This is a genomic window from Aquamicrobium zhengzhouense (assembly GCF_016124105.1).
In the GTDB taxonomy this organism is placed as follows: domain Bacteria; phylum Pseudomonadota; class Alphaproteobacteria; order Rhizobiales; family Rhizobiaceae; genus Aerobium; species Aerobium zhengzhouense.
Window position 1 is genome coordinate 37081 of the sequence record NZ_JADGMQ010000014.1, and the last position, 21698, is coordinate 58778.

The following is a 21698-nucleotide window of genomic DNA, read 5'->3' on the forward strand; positions in this document are numbered from 1 at the left end:
CAATGGTAGGTCGACCCTGAATTGGTTCAAGGGGACCGAAAATGGGGATCGACAAGATGGTTTCGCGGCTGTTCCAACTGGGAGTGGTTCTCGCGCTCGGCACAACACCAGCTATTGCGCAAGAGCAATCCGTCGATGTGCCTACTTCAAGCCTTGCAGTTGAACTGAACGCGCTGCAGCCAAGTGAACGTGGATGCCGGTTCACCTTCGTCGCGACCAACAAGCTTGGCGGTGCTCTTAGCAGCGTCGGTTTTGAACTCGTGCTTTTCAATAAGGCCGGAATGGTGTCCCGGATCACCATCGTCGACTTCAAGGATTTGCCGGACGGCAAGACCAAGGTTCGACAGTTCGACTTCTCCGGTGTTCAGTGTGCCGATCTCGGGCGCGTCCTTGTCAATGACACGACGGAATGCGCCGGTGTTGGAATAGATCCCAAAGCGTGCATCCGGTATCTTCAGACAGACACCCGAGCCGAAACCGAATTCGGGGTATAGACGTGCAGATCATCAAGACCCTCATCGCCGCTTCGTTGACGGCAGGCCTGTCGCTGGCATCCGCAGCTGTTTCGGCACAGGAAGCGCAGGTGGCACCGGCAGAAACGCCAGTGGCGCAGGCAGAAACGCCACTTGGCGTTGAGACCGACACGCAGCCAGCACAAGCGCCCGCAGCACCAACGGTTGAGACCGACGCTGAGGGCAGTGCAGGTTCAGTTCCTTCACAAATGCAGGAGACGGCACCTGCGCAGACCGGTGCCCAGCTTTCGCCGGCAGATGTAACGGTGCTCGATACTGTGGACAGCCGGGACGCATCCCTGCCGCATGATCTTTCCCCGTGGGGGATGTTCATGGCTGCCGACTGGGTGGTCAAGGCTGTGATGATCGGACTTGCCTTTGCGTCGCTGGTCACCTGGACAATCTGGCTGGCGAAGTCACTTGAGCTTGCCGCTGCACGCCGCCGCGTAAGTTCAGCCCTTGACCGCATCATTGCCTCCAAGACGCTGAACGAAGCGGGCGAAGCGCTGGCTTCGCGCTCCGGCCCTGCGCCGCTGCTGGTTCGCGCGGCCCGTCATGAGATGCAGATGTCTGCCGATCTTCTTGCTCAGAGCGGCGGAGCTGGGCTGAAGGAGCGCGTCAGCTCCCACCTCTACCGCATTGAGGCCCAGGCTTCGCGCCGCATGACCCGCGGCACCGGCATGCTGGCGACCATTGGTTCGACGTCTCCGTTTGTCGGCCTCTTCGGCACCGTATGGGGCATCATGAACTCGTTCATCGGCATCTCTGAGGCGCAGACGACCAATCTGGCGATCGTTGCACCAGGTATCGCCGAGGCGCTGCTGGCAACCGCGATCGGTCTCGTTGCCGCAATTCCTGCGGTTGTCATCTACAACGTGTTCGCCCGCTCGATTGCCGGTTACAAATTGCTTCTTGGTGATGCGTCTGCAGCGGTTGAGCGTCTGGTCAGTCGCGAAATCGATCGCCACGCTGCCATGCAGCCGGCCCGCGCAGCCATGCGCGCAGCGGAGTAAGGCCGATGGCTGGCGGTATCAGATCAAGAGCGGCCGACGACGATCTGCCGGAAAACCACGAGATCAACGTCACGCCGTTCATCGACGTGATGCTGGTGCTGCTGATCATCTTCATGGTGGCAGCACCGCTCGCTACCGTCGATATCAATGTCGATCTTCCCAACTCGACAGCTTCACCACAGCCCCGACCGGACAAGCCGCTTTACGTGACCGTCCAGGAGGATCTTTCCGTCGCCATTGGCGAGGAGCAGGTGGCGCATATCAACCTGCGCTCCGCCCTTGAGGAAGTGACGGGCGGGGACAAGGAAACGCGTGTCTTCCTGCGTGCGGACCGGACCGTGGCCTATGGCGACCTGATGAACATCATGAATCTGGTGCGCATGGCTGGTTATACCAAGATTGCACTCGTCGGGCTTGAGACCGTGGGTGCGACCGAGGCCTCGGTCGGCTCGGCGATTGGTCAGGGAACGGAATGAGCGAATATTCTGACGTCGCCTGGTCCCGCAGCCTAAGCCGCACCTCTCCGGCCCATATTGCGTTGTGGGCTGTGGCGGCCGTTGCAATGGTGACGGTTCACGCGGGTGCCGCGTGGCTGGTGATGCGCGAGCGGCCGGTGGTTGCCGCGGACGATGCTGCGCCTGCGATCATGGTGGAATTTGCCTCCATGGCGATGTCGCCTTCTGCAGAAACGGAGCAGGTTGCGCCCGACGAGATTGATTCCGTGGAGGCCGAGAAGGTCGAGGCAGTCGATACCGCTGAAGCGATCGATGAGGTCGAGCCGGTAGAAGCCGAGCCCGTCGAAGAGACCGCGGAAGTGGTAGAGCCCGAAATTGTCGAGGCAGAGCCTGTCGAGACGGCGCTTGCCAACATGCCGGTCGATCCGCTCCTCGCCGAACAGGTTGAACCGGTAGAGGAAACCGAGGTGGCGGCAGTTGCTTCCGAGGTCGTCGAGCCGGAAGAAATCGAAGAGGTCTTGCCGGAAGTCGTTCCGGTTCCGCAAGCGCGCCCAGAGCGTCCGGTCCAGCAGGCGAAGGTCGAGAAGCCGAAGCGTGAGAAGCCGCGCGAGGAGCCAAGACGCCCACGTCGTCAGGAAGCCTCTCAGCAGAAGACGCGTGCTCAGGTGGCGACGGCGCAGCAGGCACCCCGCGCAGCCGCGCCGCAGGCAAGTGCGGGTTCAGGATCATCGATGAGCCCGGCGCGCTGGCAATCGCGGCTCATGTCGCATCTGGAGCGTCGCAAGCGTTATCCGTCCTCCGCCAAGCGCGCGCGCAAGCAGGGGGTTGTCCAGGTCCGCTTTACAATTGACGGCAGTGGAAATGTCGGGTCTGTCGCGCTGACCAGATCATCGGGCGTTTCCGAACTTGATAATGAGGTGCTTTCGCTTGTGCGCCGTGCCTCGCCGGTACCTGCGCCACCGCCTGGCGTCAGCCGGACCATCGTTGTTCCGATAAAATTCAGCCTCAGATAACAAAAAGGTCCCGGACGGGACCTTTTTCATGACGGACAGGTGAAGGTTGCTTCAGAAGAAGTCGACCTCGCCCGATGCGTCTTCATTCTTTTGCGAGCCGGTGCCGTCAGCGGTGCCGATTGCCTGGACGAGTTCATCCAGGGTCAGGCCACTGGTCGCAGCGCGCGTGTCGACGAACCAGTTTGGTTCGCTGGCCTCACCAAGGGCACGCAGGAACCCGGCCACCCCGGCAATGCGCTGGGCGCTGAGATCTGCATCCTGCATTGCGCTGACATAGGCGGCGTCTGACGACCCCAAATCCCAGGTTGCCTGCGCGATCAGGGCCTGATTGCGGTCGATGCGGGCCGAAATCGCTTCCAGCTCGGTCTGTATCCGTGCCAGAACGTCAACAAGACGCTCTGCATGTGGATTGTTGCTGTCAGGCTGGGAAAGGGGCATCCAAGTCTCGCAGGTTGGCTGGCTAGTGCAGCTTGCCGACGATCGCCTCGAGGGCGCGGCGCAACTGGTCGGCGTTGAAGGGCTTCGTCAGATAGTTGTTGAGGCCCAGCTTGCGGCCTTCTTCCAGAACCGCGCGATCCGGGCTGCCGGTGAGGATCATGAACGGGGTTCGCGCCGTCGGCTTGTAGGTGCGGATGGCGCGCAGGAGCTGGAGGCCGTTCATCTTCGGCATGTTCATATCGGAAATGATGAGATGCGAAGGCTGGGTCATCATCATCTTCATGGCCTGCTCGCCATCGGCAGCGACCTGAATGTTACGGAAACCAATCGACTCCAGTGCCTCCCGCACAAGCAGACGGCTGGTGGTCGTGTCGTCTACGACGAGGATCCTGAGTTGTGCTAGCAGCGACATTGCGCGAGTTCCTTCGAAAGTATCGTCAGTTCAACAGTCCCGGTCCTGCCTGGTTCTGGGTCAGGACGCTGTCGAGCGCGATCAGGCTGATCATTCGCCCCTCCATTGCGATCACTCCCTTCATGAAGGAGCGCGCAAGCTCCGAGGCCACGTTGGGCGTCGGCTGGATGGACGATGAATTAACGGTGAGAATGTCGGACACAGCATCGACCAGCAGACCGATCGTCTGACGTCCTACCTGTGTGATAATGATGACGTGGCGTGCGCTCGGCTCTGCTGCGGGAAAGCCGAGACGAGCCGCAAGGTCCACAACCGGCAGCACCGCACCGCGCAGATTGATCACACCCTTCACGTAATGTGAGGAGTGCGGCAGCGGCGTTGTCGGCGTCCAGCCACGGATGTCACGCACCGACATGATGTCGACGCAGAACTCCTGCTCCCCCAGACGAAAGGCGATCAGTTCGTTGTTGGCGGCGGAAGCGCCGCTTTCCTGCATCTCAGTCATGCTGCGCTCCTCTTGCGGTTGGTGTCGATCCGCGCGGTTTCAGTTCGCGAGCCGGCGACGATTGAATCGACGTCAAGAATGACGGCGACGCGCCCGTCGCCCAGAATGGTTGCGGCGGCCACCCCAAAGACGTGGCCATAATTCGTTTCAAGGCTTTTGATAACCACTTGCTGCTGGCCGATGATGCCATCCACCATCAGGGCGCACTGGGACTGGTTCTCGGTCTCGACCATGACAGCAACACTCTGCATCGGGTCGGCTTCCGTTTCCCGATAGCCGAGCACCGCGCCGACGTCGATCAATGGGGTGAAGGAGCCGCGAATTGCAATGACACGCGACTTTTCCCCGAGGCTGTGGACGTCCGATTCCTTCGGCTGCAACGTCTCGACGATGGTGGAAAGCGGTACGACCAGTGTCTGATCGGCAACCGTTACAACCATGCCGTCGAGCACAGCCAGAGTGAGCGGCAGGGAGAGGGTGAAGGTCGTGCCCTGGCCGGGGCGCGAGGAGATCGTGATGCGACCGCCAAGCGCCTGGATCGAGCGTCGAACGACATCCATGCCGACGCCGCGGCCCGATACATCCGAGACCGTCGAAGCCGTCGAAAAGCCCGGTGCGAAGATCAGGTCGTCGATCTCGGCATCGGTAAGCTGAGCGTCTTCGGCGATGATGTTCTTGCGAACGGCAATCTCGCGCACGCGGGCACGGTTGATCCCGGAACCGTCATCCGAAACTTCGATGACGACACGGCCGGAGCGATGCGCCGCGACCATGCGAACGACGCCCTGTTCGGGCTTTCCCTTCGCCAGACGTTCTTCCGGCTTTTCAATGCCGTGATCGATCGCATTGCGGATCATGTGGGTCAGCGGGTCGGCCAGCCGTTCGATGACGGTCTTGTCGACCTCGCAGTTTTCGCCCTCGGTGATCAATCGAACCGACTTGCCGGTCATGTCGGCGACTTCACGCACCACACGCGACATGCGCTGGAAGATCGGACGCACCGGCTGGGCACGAATTGCCATGACCGAGTCCTGAATCTCGCGCGTCAAATGTTCGAGATCGTCGAGGCCGACGGCGACGTCGGAGAGACGAGCGATGCCCGCTTCCATCACGCGCTGCGCCAGCATCGACTGGTTGATCACCAACTCGCCGACGAGATCGATCAAACGATCGACCCGATCGAGATCAACGCGGATCGTGGCACTGGGGGCCGGGGTTGATGCAGCTGCCGGAGCATTTGTCGGAGCCTGCATGACAGGTGCTGCAGCCGGAACCTCTTCCGCGGGCTGAGCCCGGGTCAAGGAAACAGGTGCAGGGGCAAGGTCGGGAACCGGTTGCACCGGAGCCTCGGCGACCGGATCAACTGCCGCTTCAACCTGTGCCAGCACTTCCTGTACCACCTGATCCGCGTCATCTGCGGCTGTGATCAGACCTGCGAGCATCGGGCGGATCTCAAGGTCGCAGTCGAGCTCGACGAACTCGAAGATCTCGCGAATTTCAGCTTCGGGGCACTCGGTCCTGATCTGGATTGTCCAGGAAAAATATGCGCCTTCCGGATCAATGGCGTCGATCAGCGGCAGATCGGAATGATCGCAGGTAACGCTCATCTCGCCCATGCGGCCAAGTTCGCGCAGCAGGCGCAGCGCGTCGTTGGCCTTGGCGTAAAGTTCCGGCTTGGGGCGGAAGCGGATCTCGAAGCCCTCGATGCGCTCGGCATCTTCTGCGAGGATTGCGTCGAAATCGATCGCAACCGGCGCAAATCCGAACTCGTCGGTCTGCGGTTCGGCCGGGGTCTCGTCCGCAAAGTCGAACGAGACTGGCGTCACGACAAACCCAAACTCATCCGGATCGCCTGCCGCTGGAGCGGGGGCAGGTTCGGCTGACACTGGTTCAGCGGGTCCGGCGGAGATGCCGCAGGCCTTGTTCAGCTCGTCGGTCATCTGCGCCACGCGCACCTCATCGACCGAGCCGCCGTCTCGGGAGACGCGAACAAGATCCGCCAGGATGTCGGCGGAGCGCAGCATCAGCCTTACGATCTGCGGTGAAATCTCGATCTTGCCGCTGCGCATGCCGTCGAGAGTGGTCTCGAATGTATGGGCAAAGCGAACGAGATCATCGAGGCCGAACGCGCCGGCACCACCCTTGATGGAGTGAACCGCGCGGAATACCGCGTTGATCGTCTCGAGATCGCCTTCCTCGCGTTCAATCGTGAGGAGGCCGTCTTCCAGTTCGGCCAGCTGCTCCTCGCATTCCTGGAAGAAGGTCTGCTTGATGGCTGCCATCGTGTCCATGAGTCTTCCCCCCTAGGCCTCAGGCTGCGACGCGGTTGATTGCGGATACCAGCTTGGCGGGATCGAACGGCTTGATGATCCACCCGCTGGCACCAGCGCGGCGCGCCCTGTCCTTCTTGTCGTCGGTGCTTTCGGTGGTCAGCACCAGAATCGGGATGGCGCGATGCTTCGCATTCCCGCGCACGGCTTCGATGAAACCAAAGCCGTCGAGACGAGGCATGTTGATGTCCGTGATGATGACGTCGGGCGAGCAGGTCTCCAGCACCTCCAAGCCGTGGACCCCGTCCTCCGCCTGGACGACCTCCATGCCCGCATCCAGCAGAGCTGCCTTCAACATCTCGCGGATCGTGCGAGAATCGTCGACGGTCAGAATGGTCATAGGCATCGTCAGTGGTTCCTTGACGTGAAGTTCGAAAGTTCCAGACCGGCGATTTCGATAGCGTCGGTAAAGGCGGGTGATGGTTCGGAAATCGCCAGCGACGAGCCGTCTGTCCTCCAGGTCGATGCAGCCGAAAGCAGAACCTGCAGACACTGCGCGCCCACGCGCTCGATTTGTGACGCGTTGAGCAGAACGTCGCGCCCACGCAGAGCCAGAAGCTGGTTAGCCAAGGGCGAAGCCGCCTTGATGTCCAGTTCGGTCGGAAGCGTTACGCATTCAGTTGCATTGCCCATTGCCAACCTCCCTTAAAATTCTTCCCAGTCATTTGTGTCCGGCGCGATGGAATAAGCGGCGGCGCCTTGGCTGTGAAAGGCGGGTCGTGTTGCTGCCGGGGTGTAAGCGGGTGCGCGCACCGGCTTTTCCACGCGGCGGTTCTTTTTCTGGCTGTCGCCAAGCATGAAGGCCGAGACGTTTTCGGCGAGCGCGGAGGCTTCGCTGCGCAGCGAGTGCACAGCGGCCGTGGTCTGTTCGACCATCGCGGCGTTCTGCTGCGTGCCTTGGTCCATTTCGCTAACAGCCGTGTTGATGTCGGAAAGACCGATCGACTGTTCGCGCGAGGACGAGGCGATGCTTGCGACCAGCTCGTCAATCTCGATCACGCTGGAGATGATCCGCTCCGAGACCTCGCCAGTCTCGGCCATCAACTTCACGCCCTGGTCGACTTGGGCAGAGCTTGTGGAGATCAGGCCCTTGATCTGCTTGGCAGCTTCTGCCGAACGTTGAGCAAGAGCGCGCACTTCAGATGCAACGACGGCAAAGCCGCGACCTGCCTCACCGGCGCGAGCAGCTTCAACGCCGGCATTCAGCGCCAGAAGATTGGTCTGGAAGGCGATCTCGTCGATGACGCCGATGATCTGAGAAATTTCCTGCGACGACTTGGCGATCTCGCTGATCGCGCGAACGGCGCTGCTGACGATCTCGCCGGAATGCTTGGCCTCATCACGGGTGGAAACGACCTTTGCCGCGGCCTGAGAAGCTCCCTCGGCGGCGCGCTTGACGCTCACGGTCAGCTGGTTCAACGCTGCGGCGGTCTGCTCGAGGCGCATTGCCTGATGCTCGGTGCGCTGGGCCAGATCATCGGCAGCGTGACCGATTTCAGCGGAGCTTGAACCGATGCTGTCGGCGGAGTCTGCGACCTGAACGAGGGTGCCGGAAAGAGCAACGATCGCGTCGTTGAAGTCCGCCTTGAGCTGCGCGAATTCAGGTGCGAGATCCTCGGTCAGACGGGTGGACATGTCTCCACTTGCGACCTGGCGAAGTGCTGCGGTGATTGCGGTGACAGCCTGCTGCTGGCGACGCTCGGCCTCGAGGCGCTCGGCTTCTGCCTTCTGGCGCTGCTCTTCCTGGGCATCCAGATAGGTCGAAATTGCCAGATCCATGTCCAGAAGGACGGCCTTCATCAACGCGCTCAGCGACGCGCTCATGGCTTCCGGCGCTGTGCGACGGCTGAAAAGACCAGGCCACTGCTCCTTGACGACAGCCTGAATCAGGCGTTCGAACACCAGCGCGTAGCCGCCAATATACCAGGTTGGCTCCAGGCCGAGACGGGCGTGAGTCTGGCCGATGCGCTTGACGGCAGCTTCATAGTCCGGACCGTAATTTGCGTCCGCGATGACGTTCCAATGAGCTTCCTGACGCCCCTTGGCTCCCGCCATGTGGGTGTCGGAGGAGAAGAAGCGAGCTGTTTGCGGCGTGTTGCGCACCTTCTCGTAAAACTCGGTAAGCGCAGGCCCCAGATTGCTCGCCAGAGTCGGCTTCAGCTCACGCAGTTTCGTGCGAGTTGCTGTGTCAAGACCCATGAAATTCAGACGGTCTTCGAGCGACGTCCCGTTGGCATGCAAAACGGCCATATGCTGATAGTCCCGAGCCGCAAAGTGGCGGCTTACGCTGAAATGGAAATCGCATTCCGGTGAATTCCGGATCGGGTGCGCGGCATCATGCCTTTGGTGCCCCCACCAAGCCCCTCAGGATGAGATAGACCTCATTCGTTTCGCCATTGTTAACACAACCCCTTGGACGCAAAGGCATTCGGGAATTGTGTACAAACAAAAAGGAGGCCGGACGATGCCGGCCTCTTTGGAAAGAAAAACGTTGATCTGTGTCAGGCGTTCTGCGCAGCGACCACAATGATCTCCACGCGATACTGCGATGCTGCGAGCTTCACCTCGCCAGTCGCGCGTGCGGGAGTATTGGCCGGGTCAACCCAAGCTTCCCAAACCGCGTTCATCTCGTCGAAGTCAGCAATGTCTGCCAGCCAGATTTGTGCCGACAGGATCCGTGACTTTGTCGAATTTGCCAGAGCGAGCAGCCGGTCGATCTCTTTTAGTGTGGCTTCGGTCTGTGCCTTGACGGTATCGCCTTCGCCAACCTGACCCGCCAGATAGACGATGCCGTTGTGCGTAACGGCCTGGCTCATGCGAGGGCCGACTTCGTGACGGGTAATGCTCATATATTCCTCCTGCTTGAGCGCTCACTACTATTGTCTTGCAGATGGTTGCGCAACTTTAGACGAAGCTTGCCCGCATCGCGTTGACTTCATCTGCTATGAAATTTGTCACGGCCTGAATGCGCCGGAGAGTGCGAACGGATTCGTGGTAGACCAGCCAGTAGGAACGGCGGATTGGTGGTGCGGCGGGAACCGGCACGAGTTCCGGGTGCATCCGCGCGATGAAGGTGTGCAGGATCGCAATTCCTGCGCCCGAACGTGCTGCTTCAACCTGACCGAGAGCCGACGAGACTGAAAAGCTTGCTGGCCAGTCCGGCAATATTTCCTGCGCATAATCAAGGGAAGGGCTGATGACGAGGTCCGGCACGTAGCCAATCAGCTTGTGGTTGCGCAGATCGGTCAAGTTCCCGGGAATTCCATGCGCTTCGGCATAGTCCCGCGATGCATAAAGGCCGAGCGTGTACTCCACCAGCTTCGAGGCGATCAGACGGCCTTCAGTTGGGCGCTCGACGGTGACCGCGATGTCCGCTTCCCGCCTCGACAAGGAGAATGATCGCGGCACCGGCACCAGCTGGATCGCAAGCGAGGGATAGCGCCGGGTCAGAGCGCCGAGCCGGGGGGCAAGGAAGGCAACCCCCACTCCGTCAGGTGCCCCGACCCGGACGGTTCCGGACACATCGTCACTTTCACCGGCAAGTTCGGAGCGCGCCGCGATCATGTCGGCCTCAACCCGTTCTGCAATCGCCATGAAGCGCTCGCCCTGCTCGGTCAGTTCCGAGCCGGTGGTCAAGCGGCGAAACAGCTTGGCACCGAGGTCTTGTTCAAGCGCCGCGATCCGCCGGGATACGGTCGCGTGGTTGAGACCGAGGCGTCGGGAGGCTCCCAGGATCTGCCCCGCACGTGCCACCGCAAGGAAAATGCGTACGTCGTCCCAATTCATGATCACCTCACCACGGAGTTGCAGAAGATCATGTCCTGAGGCGGAAGGATATCGAAATTTCGCACAACAGATGCGGATTTCGTGACGTTGCTTTGCCTTTGGGGAAGCCTGACAATGCGGAAAAGTTTTCAGGGAGAAAGACGATGATAGAGATCGGTCATTTCATCGGCGGTAAGCGCGTCGCCGGAACCAGCGGACGCAGCCAGGATGTCATGCAGCCTCTGGACGGGTCCGTGCGGGGGAAGGTTGCGCTGGCATCTGCGGCTGAACTGCGTGCGGCTGTTGAGAACGCGAAGGCAGCTCAGCCTGCATGGGGCGCAACCAATCCGCAGCGCCGCGTCCGCGTTCTAATGAAGTTCCTTGAACTGGTTCATGCGGAATATGATGAACTTGCCGAAACTCTCGCGCGCGAACATGGCAAGACCATCGCTGACGCAAAGGGTGACATCCAGCGTGGACTGGAGGTTGTGGAAGTCTGTATTGGTGCGCCGCACATGCTCAAGGGCGAGTTCACCGATGGTGCCGGGCCCGGCATTGATACTTATTCCATGCGCCAGCCACTGGGCGTCGTCGCCGGTATCACCCCGTTCAATTTCCCGGCGATGATCCCGCTGTGGAAGATTGCGCCGGCCATTGCGTCAGGCAACGCATTCATCCTCAAGCCATCGGAGCGTGACCCGTCCGTGCCGATGCGCATCGCCGAGCTTTTCATGGAAGCAGGTCTGCCGGCCGGCATCCTCAACGTCGTCAATGGCGACAAGGAGGTCGTCGACGCCATCCTTGATGACCCGGATATCAAAGCGGTCGGCTTTGTCGGCTCGACGCCGATTGCCCAGTACATCTATGCACGCGGTTGTGCGAACGGAAAGCGCGTACAGTGCTTCGGCGGCGCCAAGAACCACATGATCATCATGCCTGATGCCGACATGGACCAGACGGTCGATGCACTGATCGGTGCCGGGTATGGTTCTGCCGGCGAGCGCTGCATGGCCGTATCGGTTGCTGTTCCGGTCGGACAGGAAACCGCTGATCGTCTGATCGAGAAGCTGATCCCGCGCGTCGAGAGCCTGAAGGTCGGTCCGTCGACCGATTCTTCGGCTGACTTCGGTCCGCTGGTTACCAAGGAAGCGCTGGCCCGGGTGAAGGGCTATGTGGACACCGGCGTTCAGGAAGGTGCGAAGCTGGTCGTCGATGGCCGCAACTTCACGCTGCAGGGTTACGAGAACGGCTACTATATGGGCGGCTGTCTCTTCGACCATGTAACGCCGGACATGCGCATCTATAAGGAAGAGATCTTCGGGCCGGTGCTGTCTGTGGTTCGCGCTGACAATTATGAAGACGCGATCCGCCTGCCGAACGAGCATGAATACGGCAACGGCGTTGCAATCTTCACCCGCGACGGTGACGCGGCCCGCGACTTCGCCTCGCGCGTCGAAGTCGGCATGGTCGGCATCAACGTGCCGATCCCGGTTCCGATTGCGTACTACACCTTCGGTGGCTGGAAGGCGTCGGGCTTCGGCGATCTCAACCAGCATGGCCCCGACGCATTCCGTTTCTACACCAAGACCAAGACGGTCACTTCGCGTTGGCCCTCTGGCATCAAGGACGGTGCGGAATTCGTCATTCCAACGATGAAGTAGACGAAGGTTTTTACGAGTTTCGATGCGGGCGCTTTCGGGCGCCCGTTTTCGTGTCAGATGTTCCTATTACGCCCGTCATAAAATCGTGATGGAACGGGCCTGATCCTCCCTCCTTTCAAGATCATAGGCGTGTCCCGTCCGGGGCACTGAAAGATGGAGGCGTAATCATGAGGCGCGTTCCGACAGTTTTGGCGATGATGGCGATGGGCGTCACCTTGAGCGCCTCGCCGCTCGCATCTGCAACCGGAGGCGATGAGCCTGAGGCGCAGTCGGCCGATATGCTTGCAATGGCGATGTGCGGAGACCGCAAGCAGGTGCTGTCTGATCTTCAGCAGCAGTTCAGCGAGGCTCCAATGGCTATCGGCCAGGTGGACGAGCAAGCCGTGATGGAGATTTTGGTGTCGGAGAGCGGCTCCTGGACGATCTTGGCAACGGGCACGGATGGTGTCAGTTGCATCGTCTCGGCGGGAGAAGGCTTTCAGAGCACGACGCTGGTTCGCGGCGTGGATATCTGATCAGCGTCTGGCGGCAGATTCTGCAAGCTCGCGAAGCATGACCATCAGCTTTTCCGCTTCGAGTGCGGCGCGGATTTCGTCGCGGTCGAGGACTGCCCGAATGAGGGCGACGTGGTGGCCTGCGGCGCGGGCAAGGCCCGCTTCACTGTGATAGCGATACCAGAAGCGCCGGCTGTGACTTTGCAGCGGCGCTGCAGTTCGAGCGGCAAAAATGTTGTCCGACGCCTCGCCGATGATTTCATCGAGGAGCTTGTCTGCTTCCAGGAAAGCCAGGACGTCTGACTGCATGACGGCGGCGTGCATGGCACGTGCGGCATCCTCCAGCCGAGAACGGCAGGAGGGAGATGCATGTCTCGCTGCGGCTCGGGCGAGGACGGTCTCCACACCGCGGCGCGCTTCCACGATCAGGACCCAGTCTTGCGCGCGCAGCGGTGCGATCGCGAGCCCGGCACGCGGACGTATCTCGATGAGCCCTTCCCAGGCGAGCCGTTGAATGGCTTCACGAACCGGGGTGCGACCCAGCGCAAGGCTGTCGATCAGGACGCGTTCGGTGACCACCGCTGCTGGTGGCAGCTCAAGGGTGACGATCATTTTTTCGAGCGCATGATAAGCGCGCTGTGCAGCCGGCTCGGCTACCAGATTGGGGGCAGGCACTGCTATCTCCTTCACTGCGCAATGATATATCAGGTCCGATCTTCGCTTGACAGGCATATCAGGCACAGGATATCGATCTGATATATCAGAGGAGAGATCCCATGTGGTCTGGCATATTTCCCGCAGTAACGACGAAATTTACCGACGTGGACAAGCTGGATCACGCGGAGATGGAGCGGTGTTTTTCGCTGATGATCGAAGCCGGCTGCGATGGTCTGATCGTTGCCGGCTCGCTTGGCGAAGGGCCGATGCTCTCGCATGGTGAGAAGCTGGACGTGTTGAAAACCGCACGATCGGTGGCTGCAGGAAAGCCGGTTCTGCTCACGATCAATGAAGCGGCCACGCGCGAAGCCTGCATGCTGGCGAAGGCGGCGGCGATTGCCGGTGCGGACGGCATCATGCTCGTCCCATCACCGATATATCACACCGATCCACGAGAGACGGTTGAGACCTTGCGGGCAGTGACGGAGGCTGGCGATCTGCCGGTGATGATATATTCCAACCGTCTGGCCTACCGGGTCGATGTGACCGTGCCGATCCTGGAGGAGCTGGCCGACGATGCGCGTTTCGTTGCCATCAAGGAATCTTCCGATGATATCCGCCGCACAACCGATATCCTGAATATCTTTGGTGACAGGTTCGCGCTCTTCACCGGCGTCGACAATCTTGCCTATGAGGCGCTGGCAATGGGCGCGGATGGATGGGTCGCCGGGCTCGTCGTTGCATTCCCTCGCGAGACGGTTGCGATCTATCGGCTCATGAAGCAGGGCCGCCATGCCGAAGCGCTCAAGATCTATCGCTGGTTCCGGCCCCTGCTTGACCTCGATGTCTCGACCTATCTCGTCCAGAACATCAAGCTGGCAGAGGTGCTCGCGATCGGTTCCAACGATCGGGTGCGCATGCCAAGGCTGCCTCTATCCGGCGATCGGCGCGCTGCGGCCGAGAAGGTCATCGCAGATGCCCTTGCGACACGGCCCGAATTGCCGTCATTCTGACGGATAGGAACAGTTCAAATCATTTGCGTGCACTGAATGAGTTACAATGAAATAGCGGTGGTGGGTGCCGGCATCGTCGGCATCTGCACCGCGACATATCTGGCTGAGTCCGGGCAGCGTGTCGTTCTGTTCGACCGATCCGGCGTTTGCGAAGAAACAAGCTCAGGCAATGCGGCTGCGCTTGCTTTTTCCGACGTGCTGCCGCTTGTGCAGAAAGGCATGATGCGGAACCTGCCGAAGTGGCTGCGCGACCCGCTGGGGCCGCTATCGATCCCGCCTGCATATCTTCCCAAGATTGCACCCTGGCTGTGGCGCTTCTGGCGTGCGTCATCTGACGCACATTTCGAGGCAAGCTTGTCGGCTCAGACGTCGCTGATGAGTGTGGCAGAGCGTGAGTGGCTGGCGCTGATCGATCGTTCAGGCACGCGCGCCATGCTCAACGAGCATGGGTCGCTTGATCTGTATGAGAGCCAGGCCGAGTTTGAAGGCGAATTGCCTGGCTGGGAGGCCAAGGCCCGGTACGGGATCGACTTCCGCCATATGGATATGGAAGAGGTCGAGAAGATCCAGCCCGGATTGGCCAAATCGTTCGTGCGAGCGACTTTCGTTCCCGGATGGATGAATGTCAGCGACCCGAAAATCTTCAGCAAGGCCATTTACGCCTATGCAGAAAGGACCGGGCTGATCCGCTTTGAGAAGGGGATTGTTTCGGACATTATTCCGGGCGTCGAGGGCGCAAGCGTCAGGCTTCAGGACGGTGCCAGCGAAGATTTCAAATCGGTCGTTCTGTGCGCCGGGGCCTGGTCGCGTAAACTCGCCGCAAGGCTTGGCGACCGGATTCCGCTGGAAACCGAGCGGGGCTACAACACGACGCTGCCACCGGGCGCGTTCAATGTCCGCTGCCAGCTGATTTTCCCGGCTCACGGCTTCGTCATCACGCCCCTGTCGACAGGCCTGCGTATTGGTGGGGCCGTTGAACTTGGCGGGCTGGAGCGAGCACCGAACTACGCGCGCTCGCGCGCCATGGTCGAGAAAGCCAAGCGCTTCCTGCCAGGCCTCAAGGCGGAAAACGGCCGCGAGTGGATGGGTTACCGACCTTCCTTGCCGGATTCTCTTCCGGTGATCGGAAAATCGACGGCGTCGGCATCGGTCTTCTATGCCTTCGGGCACGGACATCTCGGGCTGACACAGGCGGCTGGAACCGGCGCACTCGTCCGCGACCTCGTATTGGGCCGCCGCCCGCCGATACCGCTCGATCCCTTCTCGCCACAAAGGTTCTGACAAATGGCGCGCCACTCCTTCTTCTGCCTCGACGGACACACTTGCGGTAATCCGGTTCGGCTGGTGGCAGGAGGAGGGCCGCTCCTGACAGGCTCGACGATGATGGAGCGGCGGGCACAGTTTCTGGAGAAGCATGACTGGATCCGCAGGGGCCTGATGTTCGAACCCCGAGGCCATGACATGATGTCGGGCTCGATCCTGTATCCACCCACAAGGGACGACTGCGACATCGGTATTCTCTTCATCGAGACATCGGGTTGCCTGCCCATGTGCGGACACGGAACCATCGGCACGGTCACGATGGCTCTCGAACATGGGCTGATCACACCACGAGAAGAGGGGCGGCTGCGCCTCGACACGCCCGCAGGCCTCGTCCTCGTCGAGTATCGGCAGGAAGGCCAGTATGTTGAGGAAGTACGCCTCACGAACGTGCCTTCATTTCTCTATGCGGAGGGGCTTGAAGTCGACTGTCCCGAACTTGGTGTCCTGAAGGTGGATGTCGCCTATGGCGGCAATTTCTATGCGATCGTCGAGCCGCAGGAGAACTACCGCGATCTGGCCGATTACAGCGCGGGGCAATTGGTGGCGTGGAGCCCTGTGCTGCGCTCGCGGCTCAATGAAGCGTACCGCTTTGAACATCCGGAGCAGCCGGAAATCAATCGGCTGACGCATATACAATGGACCGGAAAAGCGCAGACGCCGGGCGGTGATGCCCGCAACGCCGTGTTCTATGGCGACAAGGCAATCGACCGATCGCCATGTGGGACAGGAACGTCGGCGCGCATGGCGCAGCTTCACGCAAAGGGGCGGCTGCAGGTGGGCGATGGGTTCAGGCACGAGTCGATCATCGGATCGATCTTCACCGGATGCGTCGAGGGTGAAACGAAGGTCGGGGATCGAGACGCGATCATACCTTCAATTTCAGGCTGGGCGCGGATGACCGGAATCAACACGATCTTCATCGACGACCGCGACCCCTTCGCACACGGCTTCACAGTTCTGTAGTGGAGCTCCCCTTCCGTTGCGTCACCAGTGGCGCGGCGTATCGTGTCGCATATGGGACGTCCAAACCCGGCAACGATGAGTTGTTCTGGTATTGGAATTGCGTTTTCAAATAACAGTTTAGCGTGGGACTTCATCCCGGCAGGCAAAGCTGCTGCCAGTGCTGAGGTGAAGCCAAGATGTCACTATGCGACATCTTTTTTCACATCGAATGCCAATTGGGGAGTTGCAATCCGATAGCCACATAATACGACTAGGGGAACCAAAGAAAAGAATGCACCGCAAAGGTGACATTCTCGGGGAGCACATTGATGGAATACTTTGTCCAGCAGCTCATAAATGGGCTGACGCTTGGCTCGATCTATGGCCTCATCGCGATTGGCTACACGATGGTGTACGGCATCATCGGCATGATCAACTTCGCCCATGGCGATATCTTCATGATCGGCTCGTTCATCGCATTGACGATGTTCCTGGTGCTGACATCGGTTCTGGGGTTCACATTCCTGCCGGTCGTCCTGCTGATCGTCCTGATTGTCTCGATGCTGTTCACGTCCGCCTGGGGCTGGACGGTTGAGCGCCTCGCCTATCGGCCGTTGCGCGGGTCCTTCCGGCTCGCGCCGCTGATCACCGCAATCGGCATGTCGATCCTTCTGCAAAACTTTGTCCGCGTAACGCAAGGTGCGCGGGTCAAGCCGTTGCCGCCGCAGATCCAGGGCGGCATCACCCTGTTTGAGGGCAATACCGAAACGGGCGCCATGGTCGTTCAGCTGTCCTACATGCAGCTGATCATCATCGGCACCACCGTCGTTCTGATGACGATCTTTTCGCTGATCATTGCGCGGACATCGCTCGGTCGCGCGCAGCGCGCTTGCGAACAAGATCGTCGCATGGCCGCCCTTCTGGGTGTCAATGTGGACCGCACGATTTCACTGACCTTCCTGATGGGCGCAGCGCTCGCCGCCGTGGCAGGTGTGATGTTCCTGCTCCTCTACGGCGTGATCGATTTCTACATCGGCTTCCTCGCGGGCATCAAAGCGTTCACCGCCGCTGTCCTTGGAGGTATCGGCTCGCTTCCCGGCGCGATGCTCGGAGGGCTGCTGATCGGACTGATCGAAGTCTTCTGGTCCGGCTATTTCACGGTTGAGTACAAGGACGTCGCAGCGTTCTCGATCCTCGCCATCGTGCTCATCTTCCTGCCGTCTGGACTCCTTGGCAGGCCGGAAGTGGAGAAGGTCTGAGCCATGGCTGTTGTTGCAGATAACCGCGTCGCGGATTCGCTCAGAGACGCATTCATCGCCGCCCTGCTTGTCGCAGTGCTGGGTTTCTTTTTCCTCGCACTGCGCACGGAAATTGCCCCGGGCGGGCTCGCGCTATGGACCCGCTGGGGCCTCTGGTTCACGGCGATCGCCATCGTGTTCGTGGTCAGACTCGGCCTGAACCTCTTTTTCTACAAGGCGAACCGACCCGCAGGAGCCGGCACGGGGCGCGCAGCGAAAATCGCCTCCAAACTGCCTGATCTCAGCGGCTGGACCGGCACGATCATGTTGATCGTGGCGATTGTGCTGCCGTTCATCGTCACGACATTCCTGCCAGCGCAGCAGCGTCAGTTCATCGACCTGATGATCCTCATCCTGACCTATGTGATGCTGGGATGGGGGCTGAACGTCGTCGTCGGCTTTGCTGGCCTTCTGGATCTCGGCTTCGTCGCTTTTTACGCAATCGGCGCCTACTCATTTGCGCTCCTTGCACATTATCTCGATTTCTCGTTCTGGATGGCGTTGCCGCTTGCCGGCATTCTCGCCGCGTTCTGGGGCGTGATACTGGGCTTCCCGGTTCTGCGTCTTCGTGGCGACTATCTGGCGATCGTCACCCTTGCCTTCGGTGAGATCATCCGCGTCGTCCTTCTCAACTGGTACGATTTCACCGGCGGGCCAAACGGCATTTCGGGCATTCCGAAGCCCACATTCTTCGGGCTCGAATTCGGGCGGGGCGAGGGCAATTTCGCTGCCGTCTTCGGTCTTCCATACTCCACCATCCACCGCTTCATCTATCTCTACTTCATCATTCTCGGCCTTGCGGTCCTCACCTTCATCGTGACCAACCGCCTGCGCAGACTGCCGATCGGACGAGCATGGGAAGCGCTGCGCGAGGATGAGATCGCTTGCCGTTCGCTCGGCATCAACACGACGAACACCAAGCTGACGGCGTTTGCGATCGGTGCGATGTTCGGTGGTTTTGCGGGCGCGTTCTTTGCAACCCGCCAGGGCTTCGTCTCCCCCGAAAGCTTCACCTTCATCGAATCCGCGATCATTCTGGCCATCGTCGTTCTTGGCGGCCTTGGCTCGCAATTCGGCGTCGTCATTGCCTCCGTGGTGATGATTGGCGGCATGGAGATGTTGCGAAATCTTGGCTTCCTGAAGGGAATGTTCGGGCCCGACTTCGATCCGGTTCAATACCGCATGCTCATCTTCGGTCTGGCGATGGTCCTGATCATGGTCTGGAAGCCGCGCGGGCTCGTCACGACCCGTGAGCCTTCGGCGGTCCTCAAGGAAAAGAAAAAGATCGGTGCCGATCTGGTTGCACAGGGCGAGGGGCATTGATGAGCGTGATCACGCAAGAAACGACCGTGGACACACGTTCCAGTTGGGATCTGGATCCCGTGCTCACGGTGGAACATCTGACCATGCGGTTCGGCGGCCTTGTCGCCATCGACAACCTGTCCTTCAACGTCGGGCGCGGGGAAATCACCGCCCTGATCGGACCCAACGGGGCGGGAAAGACCACGGTCTTCAACTGCGTCACCGGTTTTTACAAACCGACCGAAGGCCGCATCGTGATGCGCCATGGGCCGGGACGGCAGAAGGAAACCGTGGATGCGGTGACTGCTGGCGACGGTACCTGGGCCAGCAGTCCGGAAGGTGCGGTATTCCTTCTCGAGCGCATGCCCGATTTCGAAATTTCGAAACATGCGAAGGTCGCGCGAACTTTCCAGAACATCCGGCTCTTTGGCGGAATGACGGTGCTCGAAAACCTTCTGGTTGCGCAGCACAACAAGCTCATGCTGGCCTCCAACTATACGATTGGCGGAGTTCTTGGGCTTCCTCGCTACCGCCAGGAAGAGAAGGAGGCGATCGACAAGGCGGTGTACTGGCTGGAGCACGCAAAGCTCATCGATCGAGCCGACGATCCGGCTGGCGATCTGCCCTATGGCGACCAGCGCCGGCTGGAGATCGCACGCGCCATGTGCACTCAGCCGCATCTTCTGTGTCTCGATGAACCGGCTGCGGGCCTCAACCCGCGTGAATCTGCCGAGCTTAACGAGCTTCTTCAGTACATTCGCCGCGCCCATGACACATCGATCTTGCTGATCGAGCACGATATGGGCGTTGTCATGGAGATCTCGGACCACGTGATCGTGCTCGATTACGGCGTCAAGATTTCCGACGGAAGCGCCGATTTTGTCCGCACCGATCCACGGGTCATTGCCGCATATCTCGGCGTCGAAGACGAGGAGATCGAGGACCAACCGGAAATTGCCTCGCTTGTTGTCGAGGCGCTCGGTGAGGAAGCTGCCGAACAAGCCGGCATCGAAGTTCCAGCGAATGTGGATCCCGCCGCGGTCGCCGAGCTTGCTGAAAGCTCGACCGCCGAACAGCCCCGGCCGGGGCGGGTGCATCCTGGCGTGAGGCCCGGCGGCATGTCCCAACCTCGAGAGCAAGGCGCCGACCGACTGACCATCATCCAGGGCATTGGTCCGGTAAATGAGCGCAAGCTCAATGAACTCGGCATCTGGCATTTTGACCAGATCGGCTCCTGGACGAAGGAAGAGATAGTCTGGGTCGGCTCCTACCTTGCGTTTCCAGGCCGCATCGAGCGGGAAAACTGGGTGGGGCAGGCACAAGAGCTCGCGCGCAAGAACAAGGCGGGGGACGGCGAATGATTACGCAAACGGGCGAGCCGCTCCTCAGTGTTCGGGGAGTGGAGACTTACTATGGCAAGATCGTCGCGCTGCGTGGGGTCGATCTTGATGTCATGCGCGGTGAAATCGTCACCCTGATCGGTGCGAACGGGGCTGGAAAATCGACCCTGATGATGACAATTTGCGGCGATCCGCGCGCACGCAACGGGTCGGTCGTCTATGACGGGACCGACATCACCAAGATGCCGACCCATGAAATCATGCGGCTTGGCATCGCCCAGTCACCAGAGGGGCGGCGCATCTTTCCTCGCATGACCGTTCTGGAAAACCTCCAGATGGGCGCGCAGCTGGTGGATCCAAAGTATTTCGATGACGATCTCAAGCGCGTCTACGATCTGTTCCCGCGACTGAAGGAGCGCGCAACGCAGCGCGGCGGCACCCTTTCGGGGGGTGAGCAGCAAATGCTTGCAATTGCCAGAGCGCTAATGAGCCGTCCGAAGCTGCTCTTGCTGGACGAGCCATCGCTGGGATTGGCGCCGCTGATCGTGAAGCAGATTTTCGAGATCATCAAAGAGTTGAACCGTACCGAAGGGCTGACGGTCTTCCTGGTCGAGCAAAATGCATTTCATGCGCTCAAACTCGCCCATCGCGGCTACGTCATGGTCAATGGCAACATCACCATGAGCGGCACAGGCGCAGAACTTCTGAAACGCGAAGAGGTGCGCGCGGCCTACCTTGAAGGCGGAAGGCACTGAGGAGCGCGACATGGAAAACATCGAAAATCAGAACACCTTGATCTGGGAAGTGACCTTCTGGGAGTTCGCACTGGTGACCGTGGTTCTGGCTGGCGGCGCGGCCTACCTCACCGGTCGGGCGATGGGCAAAACCTGGCAGAGTGATCGGTCGCTGGTCATCTACATGGTGCTGCTTGCTGCTGCGACGCGCTTCATCCACTTCGCGCTGTTCAACGGAACCCTGCTGTCCATCCACTACTACCTGGTGGACCTGATCGTGCTCCTGGCCATCGGTTTCATCGGAAAGCGCATTATGAGATCCAGGCAGATGGGGCGGCAGTACAGCTTCATCTATGAAAGAACTGGCCTGTTCGGCTGGCGTCAAAAGGTGTGATCAATAAAGGATAAGACATAAATCGGGGGAGGGGCATAAATCCACGAAATCATCTTCCCTCGGGGCAAGATTTGCGATTTGATACCAATCAAGCGGG

At 60.1% G+C, this 21698-nt stretch carries 24 protein-coding genes; 14 read left to right on the forward strand and 10 right to left on the reverse strand.

Annotation, left to right across the window (positions count from 1 at the left end):
* Positions 1-41 precede the first annotated feature (41 nt).
* From IOD40_RS16305 to IOD40_RS16320, 4 genes are read left to right on the forward strand one after another with little or no spacing between them, the layout of a single operon-like run.
* Positions 42-494 carry a hypothetical protein gene (locus IOD40_RS16305; RefSeq protein WP_198477762.1) on the forward strand — a complete coding sequence of 151 codons (453 nt, stop codon included), beginning with the start codon at positions 42-44 and terminating at the stop codon, positions 492-494.
* A 23-nt stretch (positions 495-517) separates the two neighbouring features.
* Positions 518-1525 carry a tonB-system energizer ExbB gene (exbB, locus tag IOD40_RS16310; protein WP_407649218.1) on the forward strand — a complete coding sequence of 336 codons (1008 nt, stop codon included), beginning with the start codon at positions 518-520 and terminating at the stop codon, positions 1523-1525.
* A 5-nt stretch (positions 1526-1530) separates the two neighbouring features.
* Positions 1531-2001, forward strand: a complete 471-nt coding sequence (gene exbD / locus IOD40_RS16315; protein ID WP_198477764.1) for a TonB system transport protein ExbD — start codon at positions 1531-1533, stop codon at positions 1999-2001.
* Positions 1998-2993, forward strand: coding sequence for an energy transducer TonB (locus tag IOD40_RS16320; RefSeq protein ID WP_198477765.1), 996 nt, complete (start codon positions 1998-2000; stop codon positions 2991-2993). The genes exbD and IOD40_RS16320 overlap by 4 nt, the downstream gene beginning before the upstream one ends.
* Positions 2994-3044: 51 nt before the next feature.
* On the opposite strand, the gene IOD40_RS16325 is transcribed toward IOD40_RS16320, so the two are convergent.
* The 9 genes from IOD40_RS16325 to IOD40_RS16365 all read right to left on the reverse strand — a co-directional run bounded on the left by IOD40_RS16325 (position 3045) and on the right by IOD40_RS16365 (position 10464).
* Positions 3045-3431 (reverse strand): hypothetical protein, encoded by a 387-nt coding sequence (locus tag IOD40_RS16325; RefSeq protein WP_198477766.1) that lies wholly within the window; start codon positions 3429-3431, stop codon positions 3045-3047.
* A gap of 22 nt (positions 3432-3453) precedes the next feature.
* The gene (locus tag IOD40_RS16330) at positions 3454-3843 is read right to left on the reverse strand and encodes a response regulator (protein WP_198477767.1); all 390 of its coding nucleotides are present in this window, start codon (positions 3841-3843) and stop codon (positions 3454-3456) included.
* A 25-nt stretch (positions 3844-3868) separates the two neighbouring features.
* Positions 3869-4339: a chemotaxis protein CheW gene (locus tag IOD40_RS16335; protein ID WP_198477820.1), complete on the reverse strand. Its 471-nt coding sequence runs from the start codon at positions 4337-4339 to the stop codon at positions 3869-3871.
* A gap of 5 nt (positions 4340-4344) precedes the next feature.
* Entirely contained in the window at positions 4345-6639 is a 2295-nt protein-coding gene (locus IOD40_RS16340) for a chemotaxis protein CheA (protein ID WP_198477768.1), read from the reverse strand.
* A gap of 19 nt (positions 6640-6658) precedes the next feature.
* A complete protein-coding gene (locus IOD40_RS16345) occupies positions 6659-7024 on the reverse strand; it encodes a response regulator (RefSeq protein WP_198477769.1) in 366 nt (121 codons plus the stop codon).
* Positions 7025-7026: 2 nt separating this feature from the next.
* Entirely contained in the window at positions 7027-7311 is a 285-nt protein-coding gene (locus IOD40_RS16350) for an STAS domain-containing protein (RefSeq protein WP_198477770.1), read from the reverse strand.
* 12 nt (positions 7312-7323) lie between these two features.
* Positions 7324-8928 carry a globin-coupled sensor protein gene (locus IOD40_RS16355; RefSeq protein ID WP_198477771.1) on the reverse strand — a complete coding sequence of 535 codons (1605 nt, stop codon included), beginning with the start codon at positions 8926-8928 and terminating at the stop codon, positions 7324-7326.
* Between the two features lie 251 nt (positions 8929-9179).
* Entirely contained in the window at positions 9180-9527 is a 348-nt protein-coding gene (locus tag IOD40_RS16360) for a RidA family protein (RefSeq protein ID WP_198477772.1), read from the reverse strand.
* 55 nt (positions 9528-9582) lie between these two features.
* Positions 9583-10464 (reverse strand): LysR family transcriptional regulator, encoded by an 882-nt coding sequence (locus IOD40_RS16365; RefSeq protein WP_198477773.1) that lies wholly within the window; start codon positions 10462-10464, stop codon positions 9583-9585.
* A gap of 143 nt (positions 10465-10607) precedes the next feature.
* On the opposite strand from IOD40_RS16365, the gene IOD40_RS16370 reads away from it, so the two are divergent.
* Together IOD40_RS16370 and IOD40_RS16375 are read left to right on the forward strand one after the other, a co-directional pair.
* On the forward strand, positions 10608-12104 hold the full coding sequence (locus IOD40_RS16370; RefSeq protein ID WP_198477774.1) for a CoA-acylating methylmalonate-semialdehyde dehydrogenase: 1497 nt from the start codon (positions 10608-10610) through the stop codon (positions 12102-12104).
* Positions 12105-12271: 167 nt separating this feature from the next.
* Positions 12272-12619: a hypothetical protein gene (locus tag IOD40_RS16375; protein ID WP_198477775.1), complete on the forward strand. Its 348-nt coding sequence runs from the start codon at positions 12272-12274 to the stop codon at positions 12617-12619.
* On the opposite strand, the gene IOD40_RS16380 is transcribed toward IOD40_RS16375, so the two are convergent.
* Positions 12620-13273 (reverse strand): GntR family transcriptional regulator, encoded by a 654-nt coding sequence (locus IOD40_RS16380; protein ID WP_407649216.1) that lies wholly within the window; start codon positions 13271-13273, stop codon positions 12620-12622. It lies immediately after the preceding gene.
* Positions 13274-13374: 101 nt separating this feature from the next.
* Here IOD40_RS16380 and IOD40_RS16385 point away from each other — a divergent pair, with 101 nt between their 5' ends.
* From IOD40_RS16385 to IOD40_RS16420, 8 genes are all read left to right on the forward strand, one after another.
* Complete coding sequence (locus IOD40_RS16385; RefSeq protein WP_198477776.1) at positions 13375-14268, forward strand: dihydrodipicolinate synthase family protein; 894 nt, start codon at positions 13375-13377, stop codon at positions 14266-14268.
* 36 nt (positions 14269-14304) lie between these two features.
* Positions 14305-15549 (forward strand): NAD(P)/FAD-dependent oxidoreductase, encoded by a 1245-nt coding sequence (locus IOD40_RS16390; RefSeq protein WP_198477777.1) that lies wholly within the window; start codon positions 14305-14307, stop codon positions 15547-15549.
* A gap of 3 nt (positions 15550-15552) precedes the next feature.
* Positions 15553-16554: a 4-hydroxyproline epimerase gene (locus IOD40_RS16395; RefSeq protein ID WP_198477778.1), complete on the forward strand. Its 1002-nt coding sequence runs from the start codon at positions 15553-15555 to the stop codon at positions 16552-16554.
* Positions 16555-16862: 308 nt separating this feature from the next.
* Positions 16863-17792, forward strand: a complete 930-nt coding sequence (locus IOD40_RS16400; protein ID WP_198477779.1) for an ABC transporter permease subunit — start codon at positions 16863-16865, stop codon at positions 17790-17792.
* Between the two features lie 3 nt (positions 17793-17795).
* Complete coding sequence (gene livM / locus IOD40_RS16405; protein ID WP_198477780.1) at positions 17796-19154, forward strand: high-affinity branched-chain amino acid ABC transporter permease LivM; 1359 nt, start codon at positions 17796-17798, stop codon at positions 19152-19154.
* Positions 19154-20494, forward strand: coding sequence for an ATP-binding cassette domain-containing protein (locus tag IOD40_RS16410; RefSeq protein WP_198477781.1), 1341 nt, complete (start codon positions 19154-19156; stop codon positions 20492-20494). Before livM ends, IOD40_RS16410 begins: the two co-directional genes overlap by 1 nt.
* Positions 20491-21228, forward strand: a complete 738-nt coding sequence (locus IOD40_RS16415; protein WP_198477782.1) for an ABC transporter ATP-binding protein — start codon at positions 20491-20493, stop codon at positions 21226-21228. Before IOD40_RS16410 ends, IOD40_RS16415 begins: the two co-directional genes overlap by 4 nt.
* A 10-nt stretch (positions 21229-21238) precedes the next feature.
* A complete protein-coding gene (locus tag IOD40_RS16420; protein ID WP_198477783.1) occupies positions 21239-21601 on the forward strand; it encodes a DUF6867 family protein in 363 nt (120 codons plus the stop codon).
* Positions 21602-21698: the final 97 nt, after the last annotated feature.